This is a genomic window from Heyndrickxia ginsengihumi, assembly GCF_011008565.1.
GTDB classification, from domain to species: domain Bacteria; phylum Bacillota; class Bacilli; order Bacillales; family Bacillaceae_C; genus Weizmannia; species Weizmannia ginsengihumi.
In genome coordinates, this window is the sequence record NZ_JAAIWK010000019.1 from 21,106 (window position 1) to 39,998 (window position 18,893).

Here is an 18,893-nt window from a genome sequence, read left to right on the forward strand (position 1 = left end):
AGAATAAGCAACATGTATACAAATATATTATACATGTTATCTACTGCTTTTACTAAACATCTGTTTGTGAATGATCGTCAAACGAGATTACTATAAAATAATCTGATCATCCTTATTCAATAAACTCAAGACGTTCTAATAATGAAATCCATTCTTCATTTGTTGGCTCTTTTGCCAACAGGTCTTTAAATATTGCGATAGCTTGGTCTCTTTTTCCTTCTTCAATTAAAAAGTAGCCATATTCAGATAGGAATTGCTGATTGTGTTTTAAATCATTATATGCTAGTTCATAATACTTTAATGCCTCTGAAAATTCTTCAATATGTTGATATGCAATTGCCATATCCCAATATAATTGCGGATCAACATCCCCCTCGTTTTCCATATTCGCTGTTAGTTCAACGACTTCTTCGTATCTTTCTTGATGTAGTAATAATTTATTATATGTTAGCGCAGCCTCAATATATCCCTGGTCAAGATCCAATGCTTTCTTGAAAAATTCCTCTGCTACATCTTCTTGACCAAGCTTCAAGGCAATTTTCGCTCCAAAGTGAAATAGTTCTTTATTGTATTCATCGAATGCAATTCCCTGTTTCACTGTTTCAAGTGCTTTTTCAATTTCTTCTTCATGTTCATATGATCTTCCTAGATAAAGATAGAGCGAGTGGTACTCTGGATCCATCTCTTTCAATTGATTAAAAAGTACAATGGCTTTTTTATAAAATCCCGCTTGATAAGCAGTAAATCCATAGCCGAATAATGTATTAATGTCAATATGATCATCCATTGCCTTTTCATAATATTGAAGGGCATCCTCAAATTTTCCAGCAGAGCTTAATACTTCAGCTAAACGGCTATATATATTTGCATCTCCAATATTGTTGATGCCTTTCTTAAGAAGCTCCTCATAATAATTTACTGCATCTGAGTATCGTGCTTCTGATGCATAAAATTCAGCTAAAGCAAAATCAATGACAGGTTCCTCAGGTAATATACTTTTAGCAGATAATAATTTTCGTTCGCTCACCTCCAGCAAGCCTTGCATTTGATACAAGTCAGCTAATAACAGTAATGCACGTGGATAGTTTGCGTCTTCTTCTGAGACTGAATCAAGATAAAAAATCGCTTCTTCTTCCTGATCCATATCTATAAACGTTTCCGCTAATAAAATGTGCAATTCTCCATCATCTGGATATTGCTCTAATAGATGCTTATATAATTGCTGGGCCTCTTGTAAAAAACCTAATGAAAATAATTGCTGCGCAAGATTATATTTTTCTTCATCATTATTAGATGAAAGGAGTTCCCGAATACCGGTTGTTACTTGTTCCATATTTCCATTTTCAATGTGCTGTAAGATGTGATCACTAATACTCATGAAAAAATCATTCCTAACTCTATTTTATAAGTAAAAAGTAAAATTGTTGTATGACATACGTCTATTTCAGATGATATCTTTATATTAATGAATCTAATGATTTTGGGCAAATATGTAGATTGTAAGTATAAAATAGAGTGTACTATTTAATTCGCTAATAAAATAATTTTCCCTCTTTTTATCATACTATTTTCCATTGTTTTTAATTATGAAAATATTTTCATATAATTTTTATCATATTATTATGTATAAAGAATAAACAGTCTGCACATTCATTCCTATTCAGTCCTACTACATAAACATTTTAACATAGTGTCATTTGCAAAAAAAGAATATCTAAACACGGAATCGTTTTATCATTTTTATATAACATATGATGCCAATGCCTTCTCTTACTGCATTTAAAAAACATTACCAATTTTTGGTTATTTTATTCCGGAATTTTGTACATATTCCAGCTTATTAATAGTCATCCTATTTTAAAAAGGAGGTAGCTCATGTTTCCAAACAATAACAGAAAGCTGACCGCACTCATTTGGATGGGAATAGGCAGTACATTTCTTACTTGTATTTTTAGTGCCATCCTCATTACATATGTGTTTAAAATTAATGATAAACTCCCCTCATATTAGGAGATGGTACTTGTTATCAAAAATAAACACCCCAAAAATCAGATTTTACTCTAACTTTTGGGGTGCAGTACATCCTTAGAACTAAGGTTCTTCCCTTTTTAACCATGAACAACAATGTTTACTTTTTATTTTACTAGCTTGTCAAGGTCTTGGAAAAAACTTGGATATGAAACATCAATTGCCTCTGCATCCTCTAGGAAGATTGGATTTTCACAAATAAGAGAAGCAATTGAAAGCATCATTCCGATCCGGTGATCACCATGGCTGCTAACATTGCCGCCGCTTAATGGTGTTGGTCCGCAAATAATCATTCCATCAGGAGTTGCCTCAATGTTCGCTCCTAAAGTTGTTAATTCTTGAACAACGGTATCGATTCTATTTGTTTCTTTCACTTTAAGCTCTTCTGCATCTTTTATAACCGTTTTTCCTTCTGCTTGCGTTGCAAGAAGAGCAATTATCGGAATTTCATCAATTAAACGCGGAATCAGATCTCCGCCAATTTCAACCCCTTGTAATGAAGAATAGCTAACTTTTATTGTTCCAGTTGGTTCTAGCAGTGAAGAAGCTTCGTCTTGAATCAACTCAATAGATGCGCCCATTCGCTCCATAACTTCTATAATTCCAGCACGGGTTTTATTCAAGCCGACATTAGGTAAAATCAATTCGCTGTTTGGAACAATCGCTGCAGCCACCATGAAAAATGCTGCTGATGAAATATCACTTGGAACACGGACTTCTGTAGCTTGTAACGTTTGTCCACCTTGAACTTTAATCACTTTCCCTAATTGTTCAATTTCTCCCCCAAAATGACGAATCATCCTTTCCGTATGATCCCGAGTCGTTCTCATTTCCTCTACTGTCGTAACTCCATCTGCTTGTAATCCTGCTAATAAAATGGCAGATTTAACTTGTGCGCTGGCAACTGGCATTTGATAGCTTATAGCCTTTAAATTTCCACCTCTTATCGAGATAGGAGTATAATTGCCGAACTCTCTTCCATCAATTTGCGCTCCCATTTGTTGCAAAGGATTCGAAACGCGATTCATTGGTCTTTTGGCAATAGAATGATCACCAATGATGACCGAATGGAACGGCCTTCCCGCCAGTATTCCCATTAGAAGTCGCGTTGTTGTCCCAGAATTCCCAACATCGAGAATATCTGTAGGCTCTGACAAGCTGTCCCAACCTTTTCCTTGAATGATAATCTCATCACCATGTTGGTCAATCATTACACCCATTTTTTGAAAACAGCTGATTGTACTTAAGCAATCAGCCCCTAATAAAAAATTACTAACACGCGTTGTCCCTTTTGCTACGGCAGCAAACATAATGGAACGATGAGAAATCGATTTATCACCTGGTACTTGAATCGTACCTGAAAGATTTGATTGGATTGAGGTTAATTTTTTCATTGTCACGTTTCACCTGCTTTCTAGCAATAATGTGATGTTAATGAATATAGATTTCATGCTGAGTTTCCTTTTTCAGTACTTCATAAGCTTTATTACGATCCAATTCAGTTTGAAAGCTAATTCTTAACACACCATAAACATCTTCTCGAGTTTCCAATATTCTAATGTTTGTAATACTAATTTCTGCGTTAGCAAGGTATTTCATAATTGTTGACACGACACCAGGATAATCAGGAATATCAACAAATAAATCATAGAAAGATGGGATAGCTCCAGAACCGTGAATCGGCAATTGATCACGATATACTTTCGCATCTTCATAAAATGTATACAATTCAGCGTACTGTCGCTGTTGCAACGATTGTTTAACGTGCAGCAAATTCTCCATCCATGCGTCTAAAATTTTAATTAAGTTCGATCGATTGCCTATACTAATATCCGCCCACATTTGCGGACTAGAAGAAGCGATCCTTGTAATATCGCGAAATCCACCAGCTGCCAGCCTTTTAAGTAACGGGAATTCATCATTCGCATTTTTAACAAGATGAACTAAAGAGGCTGCGACTACATGTGGAAAATGACTAACGAAGGCAATCATTTCATCATGTTCCTCAGGTGTCACTTCAAAAAATGTAGCATGAGTACCTGTTAGCCATTGCTTTAACTCACCTATTTTCTCTTTTGAACGTTCATTTGAAGGTGTTAATAGATAAAAAGCATTCTCAAATAAAGTAACTTTTGCCGCTGCTACTCCACTTTTATGAGATCCTGCCATAGGATGACCACCAATGAATGAGATATCCTTATTTTTAAGCAATTCAGCTTTATTCATAATACTTTGTTTAGTACTTCCGGTATCTGTAATTAAGACATTTTCTTTTAATGATAATGTTACTAATTGTTGGATAATGGATTCAGTAATTAAAACTGGCGTAGCTAATACGATGAAATCTGCTTGGACTGCACCTTCTTCAAAGGCAGTTACATAGTCATCCACGACGTTTAAAGCTTTTGCCATTTTCATCTCTTCCAATTTTGTGTCAAAGCCAATTAGACGTGCATTTGGATGTGCACTTTTTATTGATAATGCAATTGATCCACCGATTAATCCTAATCCAACAATGAAGACATTCCCTTTCAAAGGCATTCACCTCACAGTCTATCATTGTATATGTTTAACTGTGTACACAGTTATTGTTATTTTCATGCCGCCGATTTTCTCTCCAGGATACTCGTTTTTTGTGAGCGGGCGTCGGGCCTCCACAGTATATGAGGTGCATTTAACAAGCGCTCTTAAAAAAATAACACGCTTTTAGGAACGAGCCTTGTTTTGCAAAAAGTCTTCCATCGCTGCTATAACACCGATATTTTGATCATGCGTGCCAACAGTGATACGAACACTTGTTGGAAATCCTAATGCTTTTCCTGAGCGGATAATATATCCTCGACTCATCACATATTCAAACACTTCATCACTATCACATTGGAAATCAATTAAAATAAAATTAGTCTGTGAAGGATAGTAATGCAGCCCATTTTTCTCACAAAAAGCATAAAACTGTTTTAAACCTTCACGATTTTTTTCTCTGCATTCTTTAATAAACGCCTGGTCTTTTATCGCTTCTTTCGCAACAAATTGCCCTAAAACATTTGTATTAAATGGTGGCCGAACAGGTTCAAGCGCTTGAATGATTGCTTCATTGGCAATACCGTAGCCAACACGGAAACTGGCAAGTCCATAAATTTTTGAAAATGTTCTTGTCACAATCAAATTACTATATTGACGGATTAACGCCGTTGAATCATAGTAATCAGAGGCAACAACATATTCAGCATAGGCTTCATCTAATACGACAAGAACATCTTTAGGTACTTTGTTCAAGAAAGCTTCTAACGGTTCTTTCGGAATATATGTACCTGTTGGATTGTTTGGACTGCATACCCACACAACAGCTGTATGTTCATCAATAGCAGCAAGCATTGCCTCTAAATCATGATCACCATTATTAAGAGGGATTTCACGAACTTCAGCTCCATCTACAACAGCATTATGGCGATATTGTGAAAAAGTTGGTGTAGCCATTACCGTATTTTTTCCTTCTTCTAGAAGAGCTCTTGAGATGATTTGAATCAATTCATCTGTCCCATTTGTGAAAATTAATTGTTTCTCATCTACATTTAAAAATGCAGCGACCTCTTCACGTAGATATGTCGCATATCCATCAGGATATAATGTATATGAACCATCAAATTGTTCTAACAATGCATCAACTTTTGGTGAATAGCCAAATGGGTTTTCATTCGAAGCTAATTTCACGATGGAATCAAGACCGAATCTTTTTTTGACTTCATCAATTGTTTTCCCCGGCTTATAAGCTTCTAAATCAGTAATTTGATTTTTCCATTTCATATTCCGTCCGCTCCTATTCTTTCTCAGTTAAATCAGGTCTTAAAACCGTTGCCCGATTTAAATACACATGGTGAATTTCTTGTTGTGCTGAATCGGTATTCAAATGAATCATAACCCGAATACATTTTTGCAAACTGTTTTCAACTGGAATTTCTTGCATATTCATGATCGGTACATATTTCCAATCTTTAAAATTCCGTAATGCCTTTGATGGGAAAACTGATCTTATGTCAGGTGTAACAGAGATAAACAATGATGCGACCTGACTTGGATCAATTGAGTTTTCTTTTATTAATGTATGAAATAGCTCCTCAGTCGCTGAGAGGATCATACTTTCCTCATCTTTTTCTACTGTTGTTGCACCACGAACTCCTCGGATCATATGATCCCCCCTGACTTTAATTGTTGAAATGTTTCACGCAACAAACGTTCGTCTACCTCACTCAACAGAGGTTTCCCTACTTCTTCCAATAAAACAAATTGTGGGTGCTGGGCAACTGATTTTTTATCATGCTGCATGATAGGATAAATCTCATCAAATGATAATGTACTTGGAATGTTCCATTGATATCCTAATGCTTCAATCCAAGCAATAAAGCTGTTTAAATCAAAACGTAAATCAAGTTTCTTTTTACTTAGGATGAGTGCATACACCATTCCGATCATAACAGCTTCACCATGTGTTAATTTATGAAAGCCGCCATTCGCTTCTAAAGCATGGCCAAGTGTATGGCCAAAGTTTAAATAGGCTCTTATGCCAGACTCTTTTTCATCTTGTCGAACAACTGAAGCTTTTACTTCAATTCCACGCATTAACATATTCGGTAATTTATCTGATAATATGCTTTTCCCATCTGGCACTTCTCTCATAATTTCCTTTAGAAAATTCTCATCAGAAATGAGCGCATGTTTAATTAATTCAGCAAAACCGCTACGTAATTGCAACGGAGATAAAGAGGTTAATAGATTTGTGTCATAGATGACGAGCTCCGGTTGATAAAAATTCCCCACTAAATTTTTACCTAACGGATGATTAATAGCGACTTTCCCACCAACCGCACTATCATGGGCCAAAATAGTTGTAGGAATTTGAATAAAATCAATTCCGCGCATAAAAGTTGCTGCGACAAAACCAGCCAAATCTCCGACTGCACCGCCGCCGAATGCGAGTATACAAGACCTCCTATCCAAATGATGTTCGAGCGCAAAACTGATGCAGTCTTCAAATACTTTAAACGATTTCGCTTCTTCACCATTTGGAGTTGTATAAACGACAGTATCCATTTCATTTGGTAAATGACTTAATAATGTCTTCAAATGCAAATCATGCACATGCTGATCTGTTACAACCATTAATTTTGTATAAAGTGGTTTTTTATTTACCAGAAAAGTCCGTAATTCAGGTAAAATAGCGTCTCCAATGTAAACAGGATATGTTTTTGATTCAGTCTTAATTATTATTTTTTCCATTTAAAACAACCTTCCATATTCACGATGGTCAGCAATTGTTTTCTTTAATACGTCCATACGATCACTATAGAATTGCTCAACGATTGCACTTGCCAATTCCCATGCAACTGCCGCTTCCGCTACGACACTTGCCGCTGGTACTGCACAACTATCAGAACGTTCGATACTTGCAGAAAACGGCTCTTTCGTATCAATGTCGACACTTTGTAACGGCTTATATAAAGTTGGGATTGGCTTCATAACGCCCCGAACAACGATAGGCATACCTGTCGACATTCCCCCTTCGAATCCCCCTAAGCGATTTGTTCGGCGAGTATAACCTGCTTCCTCGGACCAAATAATTTCATCATGAACTTGACTTCCTTGTTTTCTAGCCATTTCAAAGCCTAAACCAAATTCCACACCTTTAAAGGCATTAATACTGACAATTGCTCTCGCCAGCTTAGCATCTAATTTGCGATCATAATGGACGTAGCTACCTACGCCAGCAGGCATTCCTTCAACAATTACCTCTACAATTCCACCGATAGAATCGCCATTTTTCTTAGCTGTGTCGATTGCCTCCATCATTTTTTGTGCAGCAGCAGCATCAAAGCAACGTACAGGTGAGTTTTCGACTTTTTCCTTCAATTCTTCGATGGAATCATAACTCACTTCACTTGCTTTAACACCACCAATTTCTAACACATGTGAAGCAATATCGATCCCTAATTCTTTTAATAATTTCTTTGCAACAGCACCAGCTGCCACTCTTACAGTTGTTTCACGGGCAGAAGATCTTTCAAGAACATTTCTCATATCACGATGTCCATATTTCATTCCGCCAACAAGATCAGCATGTCCAGGTCTCGGGCGCGTTACCGTGCGCTTTACTTCTTCATCATTTTGGTCCCGTGGTTCTATCCCCATTACTTTCGTCCAATGCGTCCAATCCCTATTTTCAACCGTTAAAGCAACAGGTGATCCTAGTGTAAGACCATGGCGAATTCCCGCCGAGATACGAACTTGATCTTTCTCAATTTGCATTCTTCGGCCACGTCCATAACCTTTTTGTCTTCTTGCTAAATCTTCATTTATGTCTTCAGCAGTCAATGGCAACCCTGCTGGTAACCCTTCAATAATTGTTGTAAGTGCAGGTCCATGTGACTCTCCAGCTGTTAAATATCTCATTAATCTGCTCCTCTCTTCATCGCTTTAAAGCGTGTATGTAGATACTATAACATATATTTTATATTTATCCTATAATTATTCACTGTTTATATGAAAAAACGGCTTCTAACTGAAGCCTTATAGAAATATTAAAATGTTTTTAAAAATTTAAACAGTTTTTTTTACCATTTTTTTATAAAAAAACGTATCCTCAATTTCAAACCCGTACTCAGCCGGATTAAAAATTTGTTCTGTGCTGCCCACAAATAGTGTCCCATTTGGTTTTAATGCTTGACTAAAATTTCGGTAAATCTTTTCTTTCGCCTCTTCTGTAAAATAAATTAATACATTTCGGCATACAATGAGATGGGCTGACGGATATGGATCAGCAAGTAAATTATGGCGCTTAAAAGTAACTGTTTTCTTAATTTCATTTGAAATTCTATAGTATGCTCCTGCACCTTCTTTTATAAAGTATTTTTTCTTCATATCAGCAGGTACTTCATTAATGGATCGTTCAGAATAAATACCAATTTTAGCTTTTTCTATTACATTTTCATCAATATCGGTCGCTAAAATAGAGATTCGGTCTAGTGGAATGAATTTCGACATAATCATTGCGATCGTATATGGTTCTTCCCCAGTGGAAGACGCAGCACTCCATATCTTTAACTGTTGACCATGTTCTTTCAATAAACGAGGCAACACTTTTTGTTCGAGCACATCCCACCTCGATTTATTCCGATAAAATTCTGATACATTGATCGTCATTCGATCTAAAAACTCATTCAACAATTCTGAAGAACGATCAATTCCATTTGCAAAATCTCGAAAAGAGGTGAACCCCTTTTTTTCATATAAAGTAGTTAATCTGCGTTTCATTTGTGCTTCTTTATATAAAGAGAGATCTATACCTGTTTTCTTTTTTATGTATGAAATAAATTGTAAATAGCCGGATGAATCAATATTAACTTTCTCTATCATATAACTACACCTCCAAATGATTTATAGTGATATTTTCATGATTAGAAAGTAGCGTTCATAGTTGTAACAAACGATGATTCTTATATTTTAACATAAAAAAAGATTGACGATTATGAAAAATCGTCAATCTTTTCAAATCTAGCTTAATATATTGATCCATCTACAGGACGGTCATACTGAAGAAGTTCTTCCTCATTAAAAAATAATGAAATTTCCCGTGCTGCACTTTCTTCTGAATCTGAACCGTGGATAATATTTTTACGCACTACTACCCCATAATCACCGCGAATTGTACCCGGCGCCGCATCACTTGGATTTGTGCTTCCCATCATTTGGCGTGCTGTTTTAATAACATTTTCGCCTTCCCATACCATTGCGAATACAGGTCCAGAAGTAATGAATTCAACAAGTTCACCAAAAAATGGACGATCTTTATGCTCTGCATAATGTTTTTCTGCTAACTCATTTGAAATTTTCATTAATTTCGCACCAACAAGACGAAATCCTTTTGCTTCAAACCGTGAAACAATGTTTCCAATTAAATGTCGTTGTACAGCATCTGGTTTTACCATTAAAAATGTTTTTTCCAACGCTATTCACTCCAATCCTAAATGTAAGATTCTGTTATATAATCATTAGCGATATTTTTCTGCCTTATCACGAGCAATCCCTAGATGAAACAGGGCTACTCTATAAAGTTATAAATAGGCATAGAAAGGCAATGATTTAACAGAACCTATATAAAAAACTGATATATGTACCATAAAAATAGTATCATTCATTCTAGCTTTTCGCAACAATTTTTGGAAGCGCTTCACAATTTATTCAAGTAATGATTAATGAAGTATTATTTACTTCACTAATCGCCACTTCATATCTCTATTAAAATTTTCTCTTTCCGATATACTTCGCTAATTGTGCTAACGTTTTTTTAATTCTCTGATTTGGAAGCATGTCTAATGTTTCAAGCGCCTTTTTCAAATACTTTTGACTTACTTCGTATGATCTTTCAATTGCACCGCAATCAATAATTGATTGAATAATGATTGACATTTCTTCCTTTGTAGTATGTTCGTGTACTCTCTCAATTTTCTTCTTTATCCGCTCATCTTCCATTGCAAATAAAGCTGGTAATGTTATATTCCCTTGTCTTAAGTCCTCACCAGCCGGTTTGCCTAGTTGCTCTTCGGTTCCTGTAAAATCAAGTATATCATCAATAATTTGATAGCTCATCCCAACATAGTAGCCAAAACGAAATAGCGTACGATGCACTTTTTCTTCTGCATTTGTTGAAATTGCTCCTAGTTGACAACTAATTGCAATTAAAAGAGCAGTTTTTCTTTTTATACGGCGCAAATAATCTTTCAAATGCTGATCAAATCGATATTTATCTTTAATTTGTTCAATTTCCCCAATACAAACTTCAACAAGTGAATTTGACAGCACTTGATGTGCCAAAATATTATCTATTTTTGTCATATATTGAAGTGCAGTTGCTAAAATATAGTCTCCCGTATACATAGCAATCCGATTATCCCATTCAGCTTTAACTGTTGGTTTTCCTCTTCGCAATTCGGAATCATCGATCACATCATCATGCACAAGTGTTGCCATATGAATTAATTCTAGGGCGACAGCAACATTTTTTACTTGTTGAATATGATAATCTCCGAATTTTGCACCAAGCAGTACAAAAACAGGGCGAATACGCTTGCCACCTGCTTTTAGTAAATTTAACGAGGCTTTCTGTATGACAGCGGAGTCCGATTTGATGGCAGCCTCAAGTTCTTTTTCAATTAGGTCAATATCCGTTTTTAAAAACGAATACGTCAGTTGTAATTTCATATTTTCTCCACCCAGCTTGTCATTTCTGTTTGTAACCGATATGTGAGGCAGCCACTCCACCGTTATATGGCTTATAAATAATGCGTTCAAATCCTACTTTTTGAAACATTAAAGCTAATTCTTTCATACCAGGAAAATTTTTAGCTGATTCTTGAAGCCATGAATATTCTTTATAACTTTTTGCAAAAAGCTTTCCAAGCATTGGCATAATATGGCTGAAATATAAATAATATAGCTCACGATACCCAATTAGCGTTGGCTGTGAGGTCTCAAGACATACAGCCATTCCACCTGGTTTTAATACACGATACATTTCTTTTAACACTTGAATATAGTCTGGAACATTTCTTAAACCGAAGCCGATCGTAACATAATCAAATGAGTTATCCTCAAAAGGCAACTCCATTGCATTTCCATGAATTAAATCAACGTGGCTAAGACCTAATTGAGTTATTTTTTTCCTTCCAACTTCAAGCATGTTTTCGCTAAAATCAAGGCCATAGACTTTGCCATTTGTTCCAACTGCCTCCGCTAAAGCAATTGTCCAATCTGCTGTTCCGCAGCAAATATCTAGTGCCGTCGCACCCTTCTTAACAGCCATTTTTTTCATTGTATCTTTACGCCATCTTTTATGCTGTTTAAAGCTAATGACTGAATTCATTTGATCATAGTTATCCGAAATCTTTTCAAAAACTCGATGAACACGTTCTTCCTTCGTCGGCATTGCTTACCCTTCTTCCAAAATTATACTTGTAGTATTTGTACGCTGAATTAATGATTTAATCCGTTGGTTTAGTAATGAATTAATTGTAGGAAGGTTTGCTATTTCCTTCTCAATACATTGCATGCTTTGTTCTATGTAACGATTGGCAATTTTAAACAGCTCTATTTTTAAGTCCCTTTTTAATTTTTGGAAAGATAATTCGATATTTGGCAGACAGAAGTTGATTAATGCTTCAAATAAAATAGAATGCTTCCCCGATATAGCTTTTTCTTTCTCTCTTATAAGTCTATTTAGTAAAAGCATTTCTTCACTTAAAGATACAAACGAAGAGTTGCCATCAAAAAATTGTATAAATTCTGTTGCAATGATCGATTCTGTCTTCTTTAAATTATCAATAAATCCATCTATATCCGTAGCTTCCATTTTATAGACCAGTACTTTATATTCATTAACTGTTTGAATGGCTTTTGCCAAAATATTGATCAATTGTACATTGCTCATATTAGAAAGCAATTTATAATATAAACTGCTAAAATAGTCTCCTGCTAGTACTGTTAATTGGCGATTTTTAAGTGCTTCGTCTAAATTAGTTATTTTCTCATGGGTATCAAGGGCAATTTGTATTAACATAGTTGCTACAATAGATTGTTCCTTTTCATGCTCCGTAATCGTTTGATTCGCGATGCTGCTAATTAAAAGCAATATACGGTCTTCATCTATGTATGGTGTTTCAATGTATTTTTTTAAATAATCTTGTGTGACCTCTTTACGAATGCTTTCCTTTATTGCTGCAACTTGTTGTTGACTTACTTGCACTGACATAACCCTTAATCCCCATTTCTTTCTTTGTTTAGATAGTCGTAAAATATTATAGCATAAATGTAAAATAGGAGTTAAGATGTTCTCAAATTCTACATTTCAGCATGAAAGATTATTTTTCATCTTTACTTTCAACATCACCAATGCTTGTCATAATTTGGGCGTTGCCGCGAATTTTAATTGCTGACGTATGCTCAGTAAATTGGGCAATTAATACTTCACCACGGTCTAATTTCTCAGTATGATTCAATTTTGTATCAGAACCTCTTGAAAGACCAATAACACTAACTCCGTTCTCCAAAGCTTTAATTACCACAAAATCTGTATTTGAAGCATTTTTCATTTATATCCCTCTTTCATTTTTAAGCAAATTAAAACGAACGATGTACTGATACTGACACTACACTTAATCATATCATAGTAGTGAAACAGGGGCAAAATTCAGTATCTGTCTTTGAGAAAAGCTCACGAACATAACACGTTATCATTTTTATACGAAGGTCGTTAACAAAATGATAGATTATCCAGTCTCTAATTTAGTTGCCTTTACGGCGATATTTACTAACTTACATTTAAAAAAGGACTGCTAACACACATTAGCAGTCCTTTAAATCACTCAAAGTGAACATATGTAATTATTTTACTGCATCCTTGAGTGCCTTACCTGGTTTAAACGCAGGAACTTTACTTGCTGCAATTTCGATTTCTTCACCAGTTTGTGGATTTCTACCTTTACGGGCAGCACGTTCACGAACTTCGAAGTTACCAAAACCAATTAGTTGTACTTTATCGCCACTTGCTAATGCATTTTGAATTGCTTCGAAAATAGCATCAACAGCTTTAGTAGTATCTTTTTTAGAAAGTTCAGTAGCCTCAGCTACAGCATTGATTAATTCAGTTTTATTCATTACTTTCACCTCCTCTAAAGAGAACTTGTTGACCAATTTCAAATCTTATTTTCATTTTATACGGTTTTACTTAATTATAAACGTTTAAACCGAATAGAATCGGTAGTTTTCGGTCAACACCAATTCTGTTAAAAGATTATCATAATCGTTTTCGCTTAGCAAGAATAATTAGCGAATAGAGGTAAACTTTTCTTTATTTGCCATATGTTTTTCTAGTCAAGGAGCAAATTTAGTAGTTTTCAGTATAAAATATGCTGTAAACAATGGTTAAGTTAAGATTATTCAAAATGGAGAAAATCATTTAAATGTACAATTATTTCAATCAAACTACAGATTCACGATATGACATTGATAACTTTTTCACGATGATGGAGTAGTTAGTTTCCACTCCTCTCCCCAATCAACTTCTTTCTGAACAAAAAAAGTGAACAACATTACTTAATCAACCATCTTTTAAAGACACAAGTATCCTGGAGTGAAATCAATTACTCTTTAAGTTTAAAAACAACGTTCTTTAGAAAAAAACAAAAAAAGACATCCTGCATGATGTTGCAGAATGTTCATTTTGCGTTATGAACTTAACAAACTGAAGAAGTTTTAAAGAATAATCGCAATGAGTCCGCCGGAGCCTTCATTGATAATTCTTTCTAACGTTTCTTTTAGCTTATAACGCGCGTTTTCAGGCATAAGCGATAGTTTTGCTTGAATCCCTTCACGAACGATTGAACTTAAGTTCCGGCCAAAAATATCTGAATTCCAAATTGAAAGCGGATCATCTTCAAAGTCTTGCATCAAATAGCGGACCAGCTCTTCACTTTGCTTCTCTGTACCGATTATTGGCGCAAACTCAGATTCTACATCGACTTTGATCATATGAATGGATGGTGCAACTGCCTTAAGTCGAACACCAAATCTAGATCCTTGACGAATAATTTCCGGTTCATCTAAACTCATATCTTGTAAACTCGGAGAAGCAATACCGTAGCCTGTCTGTTTTACCATTTTTAAAGCATCAGAGATTTGATCGTATTCTGTTTTTGCGTGCGCAAAATCTTGCATTAACTCTAATAAATGGTCTTTTCCGCGAATCTCAACCCCGACAATTTCTTTTAATACTTGATCATATAGTTCATCAGGGGCATACAAATCAATTTCCGCAACACCCTGACCCATTTCAATTCCAGCAAGACTAGCATTATCAATAAAATCGTATTCATTAAATGATTGGACAACACGATCAACATCACGAAGTCTTTTTATATCTTTAACAGACTCTTTCACAGCCTCTTGATAGTTTTCTCGTAACCAATGATTTTCTTTTAGCACCATAACCCAGCTAGGAAGATTTACATTTACTTCTAATACTGGGAATTCATACAATGCTTCACGCAAAACAGTTAATACATCTGCTTCACGCATACTTTCAACTGACATCGCAATGACTGGTAAATCATATTTCTCTTGTAGTTCTTTTCGCAGTGCGTCTGTTTCTGGATGAAATGGTTTTGCAGAGTTAATAACGATAATAAATGGTTTACCGACTTCTTTAAGTTCTTGAATGACACGTTCTTCAGCCTCAATATAATCACTTCTTGGAATCTCTCCAATAGAGCCATCTGTTGTAATAACAACCCCAATGCTCGAATGCTCTTGTATTACTTTTCTTGTACCAATTTCAGCTGCTTCGTGAAAAGAAATTGGCTCTTCATACCATGGTGTATGAATCATACGTGGCCCATTTTCATCTTCATACCCTTTTGCACCTGGGACTGTATAGCCCACACAATCAACGAGTCGAATATTCACATCAAGTCCCTCATCAACATGTACGGTTACCGCTTGGTTTGGCACAAATTTGGGCTCTGTTGTCATGATTGTTCTTCCAGCAGCACTTTGTGGCAATTCATCTTGTGCTCGATTTCTATCAGCTTCGTTTGTAATATTCGGCAGTACTACTAATTCCATGAATTTTTTAATAAATGTTGATTTTCCTGTTCTTACTGCACCAACTACTCCTAAATAGATATCACCACCTGTGCGTTCGGCGATATCTTTAAAAATATCTACCTTTTCCAAGAGATTCCCTCCCTACATTAGTTCCCGGGACATTACATCCTTCAATTATGGTTGGACACTATATGTGTATGATGTTGTCCTATATAATTATGACTATAAAAATATTTTTTTATAAAAAGGCTCTGTTAAATCACGTTGCTGATGTTTTAGTCCATTGATCCCATTAGCGAAATAATGAGGGGTATGTAATACACCTGTTTCACACGAATGGACCCAAAAATGACGTTTACCAACAATATTGTTTAACTAAGCCATAAAAAAAATAAATCCTTTCTTCTACAATATATTGACAAGAAGAAAGGATATGACAACTTTGTTTATGATACTGTTATATTTTTTTGCCCCTAATGAACATAGGGGAGGATTCATGAACTGTTCTCGTCTACAGTGCTACAAGCGAAAAACATTTAATAAATAATTTTTGTTATATATTTATCACATTCATAAGCACTTTAAAATAACGGTAAAAATAACATCTGTTAAACAAAAAACTGAAGTAAAGGAGCGTCAGCTTTACTTCAGTTTAAAAAGGGACATCAACCCACACCGCATGTTTAAAGCATTTTAACTTTCACTGCAGTTTATGCAAACTTTTTCTAGTTTGCATCCTAAGAAAGCCTAGTTGCAATAAGAATCCCTTAAGTATTATAGAATAACGATAATCATTTATATAAACGCCACATTATTTACTTTTGTACTTGTGTATCAATCATGACCTCCAGGTCTTCCATTTCATGTTTTTTCATACGGCCCATGAGGTTATCAACTGCCGCTTTTGGATCAAGTTGACTAAATAACACATGATAGAGAGCATCTACGATCGGCATTTTAACATCGTATTTTTCTGCTAGCTGGTAAGCTGCTTTCGTTGTTCGCACGCCCTCAACAACCATACCCATACTTTCTAAAACTTCATCAAGATTTTTACCTTTTCCAAGTAAATTTCCTGCACGCCAATTGCGGGAATGCACACTTGTACAAGTTACAATTAAATCCCCAATTCCTGCAAGTCCTAAAAACGTCAATGGATTAGCTCCCATTTTAATGCCAAGACGAGTAATTTCAGCAAGCCCCCTTGTAATTAAGGCTGCTTTTGCATTATCTCCATACCCTAATCCGTCAGAAATGCCGGCAGCTAATGCAATAATGTTTTTTAGAGACCCGCCAATTTCAACTCCAATAATATCTGTATTTGTATAGACGCGAAAATGCGAGTTCATAAATAAATCTTGCGCTCTTTTCGCTGCTTCTAAATTTTCAGAAGAAACAGCGACCGTTGTAGGATGGCGTAAACAGACTTCTTCTGCATGGCTTGGACCAGAAAGAACAACAACATCTTTTAATAATGATGCAGGCATTTCATCTTCTATGATTTCAGAAATACGCATTAGAGTATCTGGTTCAATTCCTTTGCTTACATGTATAATCGTAATTGGCGTTTTTAAAATTTCAATCAGTTGCTTTAACACATCTCTAATAGCCTTTGTCGGTACGGCTAATACAATTTCGTCAATCCCTGCTAAAGCATCAGAAAGCGAAGTATAGCCAACAATTTCTTTCTGCAACTTAATATTCGGCAAATATTTTTCATTTGTATGCTTTTCGTTAATTTCATCGATTTGTTCTTGTTTATATCCCCATAAACGAACACTATACCCATTGTCTGCCAATACCATTGAAAGGGCTGTTCCCCAGCTTCCAGCGCCTAATACCGCTATGTTGCCTTTTAGATTACCCAAAACAAACACCTCTTTTATTTATTTTCTTGCCCGTGCAATAATTCGAATTGGTGTACCCGTAAATTCAAATGCATCTCGAATTCGATTTTCCAAAAAGCGCTCATATGAAAAATGAAGAAGCTCAGGATCATTAACGAAAATGACAAAAGTAGGCGGCTTTACAGCAACTTGTGTTGTATAGTAAATCTTTAATCTTCGGCCTTTATCTGTTGGTGTCGGATTCATTGCTACAGCATCCGTAACCACTTCATTCAAAATGCTTGATTGAACACGCATTGCATGACTTTCGCTAACAGTTTGAATTAATGGGAATAAGTTTGAAAGACGTTTTTTTGTCTTAGCTGATACGAAAATAATAGGTGCATAACTTAAAAATTGAAAATGATCTCGAATTTTCTCGGTAAATTCCTTCATCGTTTTTTCATTCTTTTCGACAGCATCCCATTTATTTACAACGATAATAACTGCTCTCCCAGCTTCATGCGCATACCCAGCTATTCGTTTATCTTGTTCTCTAATCCCTTCTTCACCGTTTAATACAACACAAACTACATCTGATCGTTCAATTGCACGTAACGCACGAAGGACACTATATTTCTCCGTCGATTCGTATACTTTCCCTTTTTTTCTCATACCTGCTGTATCAATCATAACATATGTTTGACCGTCATACGTATAGATCGTGTCAATTGCATCCCGAGTAGTCCCTTCAACATCGCTGACGATCACACGATCTTCTCCTAAAATTGCATTAAAAAGCGAAGATTTTCCGACATTCGGACGCCCGATGAAACAAAACTTAATGACATCGTCATCATATTCCTCATCATCTTTATTAGGAAAATGTTTCGCAACTTCATCTAACAAATCTCCTAGACCAATCCCATGTGCTCCAGATATTGGGAATGGCTCCCCAAAACCGAGTGCATAAAAGTCATAAATTTGGTCTCTCATTTCAGGATTATCAATTTTATTTACCGCAAGCACAACTGGTTTTTTTGATTTATATAAAATTTTTGCAACCATCTCATCAGCAGATGTAACGCCTTCTCTTCCGCTAACAATGAAAATAATGACATCAGCCTCATCAATGGCAATTTCGGCCTGCTGTCTAATTTGTTCCAAAAACGGCTCATCACCAATGTCAATTCCACCAGTATCTATAATGTTAAATTCATGTGTTAACCATTCCGCAGAACTATATATTCGATCCCGGGTAACTCCTGGGATATCTTCAACGATTGAGACTCTTTCTCCGACAATGCGATTAAAGATTGTCGACTTACCAACATTTGGGCGTCCAACAATTGCAACAACTGGTTTTGTCACATGATTCACCCTCTCTTT

The 18,893-nt window shown here is 35.7% G+C and carries 17 protein-coding genes; all 17 read right to left on the reverse strand.

The genetic code is table 11. The features are described 5' to 3' along the window. Positions 1 to 112 precede the first annotated feature (112 nt). Positions 113 to 1,378, reverse strand: a complete 1,266-nt coding sequence (locus G4D61_RS11870; protein WP_035355667.1) for a tetratricopeptide repeat protein — start codon at positions 1,376 to 1,378, stop codon at positions 113 to 115. 757 nt (positions 1,379 to 2,135) lie between these two features. Then, positions 2,136 to 3,422 carry a 3-phosphoshikimate 1-carboxyvinyltransferase gene (aroA, locus tag G4D61_RS11875; RefSeq protein WP_025729109.1) on the reverse strand — a complete coding sequence of 429 codons (1,287 nt, stop codon included), beginning with the start codon at positions 3,420 to 3,422 and terminating at the stop codon, positions 2,136 to 2,138. 37 nt (positions 3,423 to 3,459) lie between these two features. After that, positions 3,460 to 4,563: a prephenate dehydrogenase gene (locus G4D61_RS11880; protein ID WP_025729107.1), complete on the reverse strand. Its 1,104-nt coding sequence runs from the start codon at positions 4,561 to 4,563 to the stop codon at positions 3,460 to 3,462. Between the two features lie 171 nt (positions 4,564 to 4,734). Beyond that, positions 4,735 to 5,832, reverse strand: coding sequence for a histidinol-phosphate transaminase (hisC, locus tag G4D61_RS11885; protein ID WP_025729105.1), 1,098 nt, complete (start codon positions 5,830 to 5,832; stop codon positions 4,735 to 4,737). 13 nt (positions 5,833 to 5,845) lie between these two features. Continuing rightward, positions 5,846 to 6,214 carry a chorismate mutase gene (gene aroH, locus G4D61_RS11890; RefSeq protein ID WP_025729103.1) on the reverse strand — a complete coding sequence of 123 codons (369 nt, stop codon included), beginning with the start codon at positions 6,212 to 6,214 and terminating at the stop codon, positions 5,846 to 5,848. After that, on the reverse strand, positions 6,211 to 7,302 hold the full coding sequence (aroB, locus tag G4D61_RS11895) for a 3-dehydroquinate synthase (RefSeq protein ID WP_025729102.1): 1,092 nt from the start codon (positions 7,300 to 7,302) through the stop codon (positions 6,211 to 6,213). Before aroB ends, aroH begins: the two co-directional genes overlap by 4 nt. Further along, positions 7,303 to 8,472, reverse strand: a complete 1,170-nt coding sequence (gene aroC / locus G4D61_RS11900; protein ID WP_025729101.1) for a chorismate synthase — start codon at positions 8,470 to 8,472, stop codon at positions 7,303 to 7,305. A gap of 147 nt (positions 8,473 to 8,619) precedes the next feature. After that, positions 8,620 to 9,435 carry a CheR family methyltransferase gene (locus G4D61_RS11905; protein WP_025729100.1) on the reverse strand — a complete coding sequence of 272 codons (816 nt, stop codon included), beginning with the start codon at positions 9,433 to 9,435 and terminating at the stop codon, positions 8,620 to 8,622. Between the two features lie 143 nt (positions 9,436 to 9,578). Continuing rightward, entirely contained in the window at positions 9,579 to 10,025 is a 447-nt protein-coding gene (gene ndk, locus G4D61_RS11910; RefSeq protein ID WP_025729098.1) for a nucleoside-diphosphate kinase, read from the reverse strand. Between the two features lie 292 nt (positions 10,026 to 10,317). After that, the gene (hepT, locus tag G4D61_RS11915; protein WP_035354057.1) at positions 10,318 to 11,280 is read right to left on the reverse strand and encodes a heptaprenyl diphosphate synthase component II; all 963 of its coding nucleotides are present in this window, start codon (positions 11,278 to 11,280) and stop codon (positions 10,318 to 10,320) included. 19 nt (positions 11,281 to 11,299) lie between these two features. Next, positions 11,300 to 12,004 carry a demethylmenaquinone methyltransferase gene (locus G4D61_RS11920; RefSeq protein ID WP_025729094.1) on the reverse strand — a complete coding sequence of 235 codons (705 nt, stop codon included), beginning with the start codon at positions 12,002 to 12,004 and terminating at the stop codon, positions 11,300 to 11,302. 3 nt (positions 12,005 to 12,007) lie between these two features. Beyond that, a complete protein-coding gene (locus G4D61_RS11925) occupies positions 12,008 to 12,826 on the reverse strand; it encodes a heptaprenyl diphosphate synthase component 1 (protein ID WP_025729092.1) in 819 nt (272 codons plus the stop codon). A 109-nt stretch (positions 12,827 to 12,935) separates the two neighbouring features. Further along, positions 12,936 to 13,166: a trp RNA-binding attenuation protein MtrB gene (gene mtrB / locus G4D61_RS11930; RefSeq protein ID WP_025729090.1), complete on the reverse strand. Its 231-nt coding sequence runs from the start codon at positions 13,164 to 13,166 to the stop codon at positions 12,936 to 12,938. A gap of 292 nt (positions 13,167 to 13,458) precedes the next feature. Next, positions 13,459 to 13,731, reverse strand: coding sequence for a non-specific DNA-binding protein Hbs (locus G4D61_RS11935; protein ID WP_025729088.1), 273 nt, complete (start codon positions 13,729 to 13,731; stop codon positions 13,459 to 13,461). 597 nt (positions 13,732 to 14,328) lie between these two features. Then, positions 14,329 to 15,807 carry a stage IV sporulation protein A gene (spoIVA, locus tag G4D61_RS11940; protein WP_025729086.1) on the reverse strand — a complete coding sequence of 493 codons (1,479 nt, stop codon included), beginning with the start codon at positions 15,805 to 15,807 and terminating at the stop codon, positions 14,329 to 14,331. Positions 15,808 to 16,493: 686 nt separating this feature from the next. Continuing rightward, on the reverse strand, positions 16,494 to 17,546 hold the full coding sequence (locus tag G4D61_RS11945) for an NAD(P)H-dependent glycerol-3-phosphate dehydrogenase (RefSeq protein WP_025729084.1): 1,053 nt from the start codon (positions 17,544 to 17,546) through the stop codon (positions 16,494 to 16,496). 18 nt (positions 17,547 to 17,564) lie between these two features. Further along, entirely contained in the window at positions 17,565 to 18,875 is a 1,311-nt protein-coding gene (gene der, locus G4D61_RS11950; RefSeq protein WP_163174041.1) for a ribosome biogenesis GTPase Der, read from the reverse strand. Between the last annotated feature and the right edge of the window lie 18 nt (positions 18,876 to 18,893).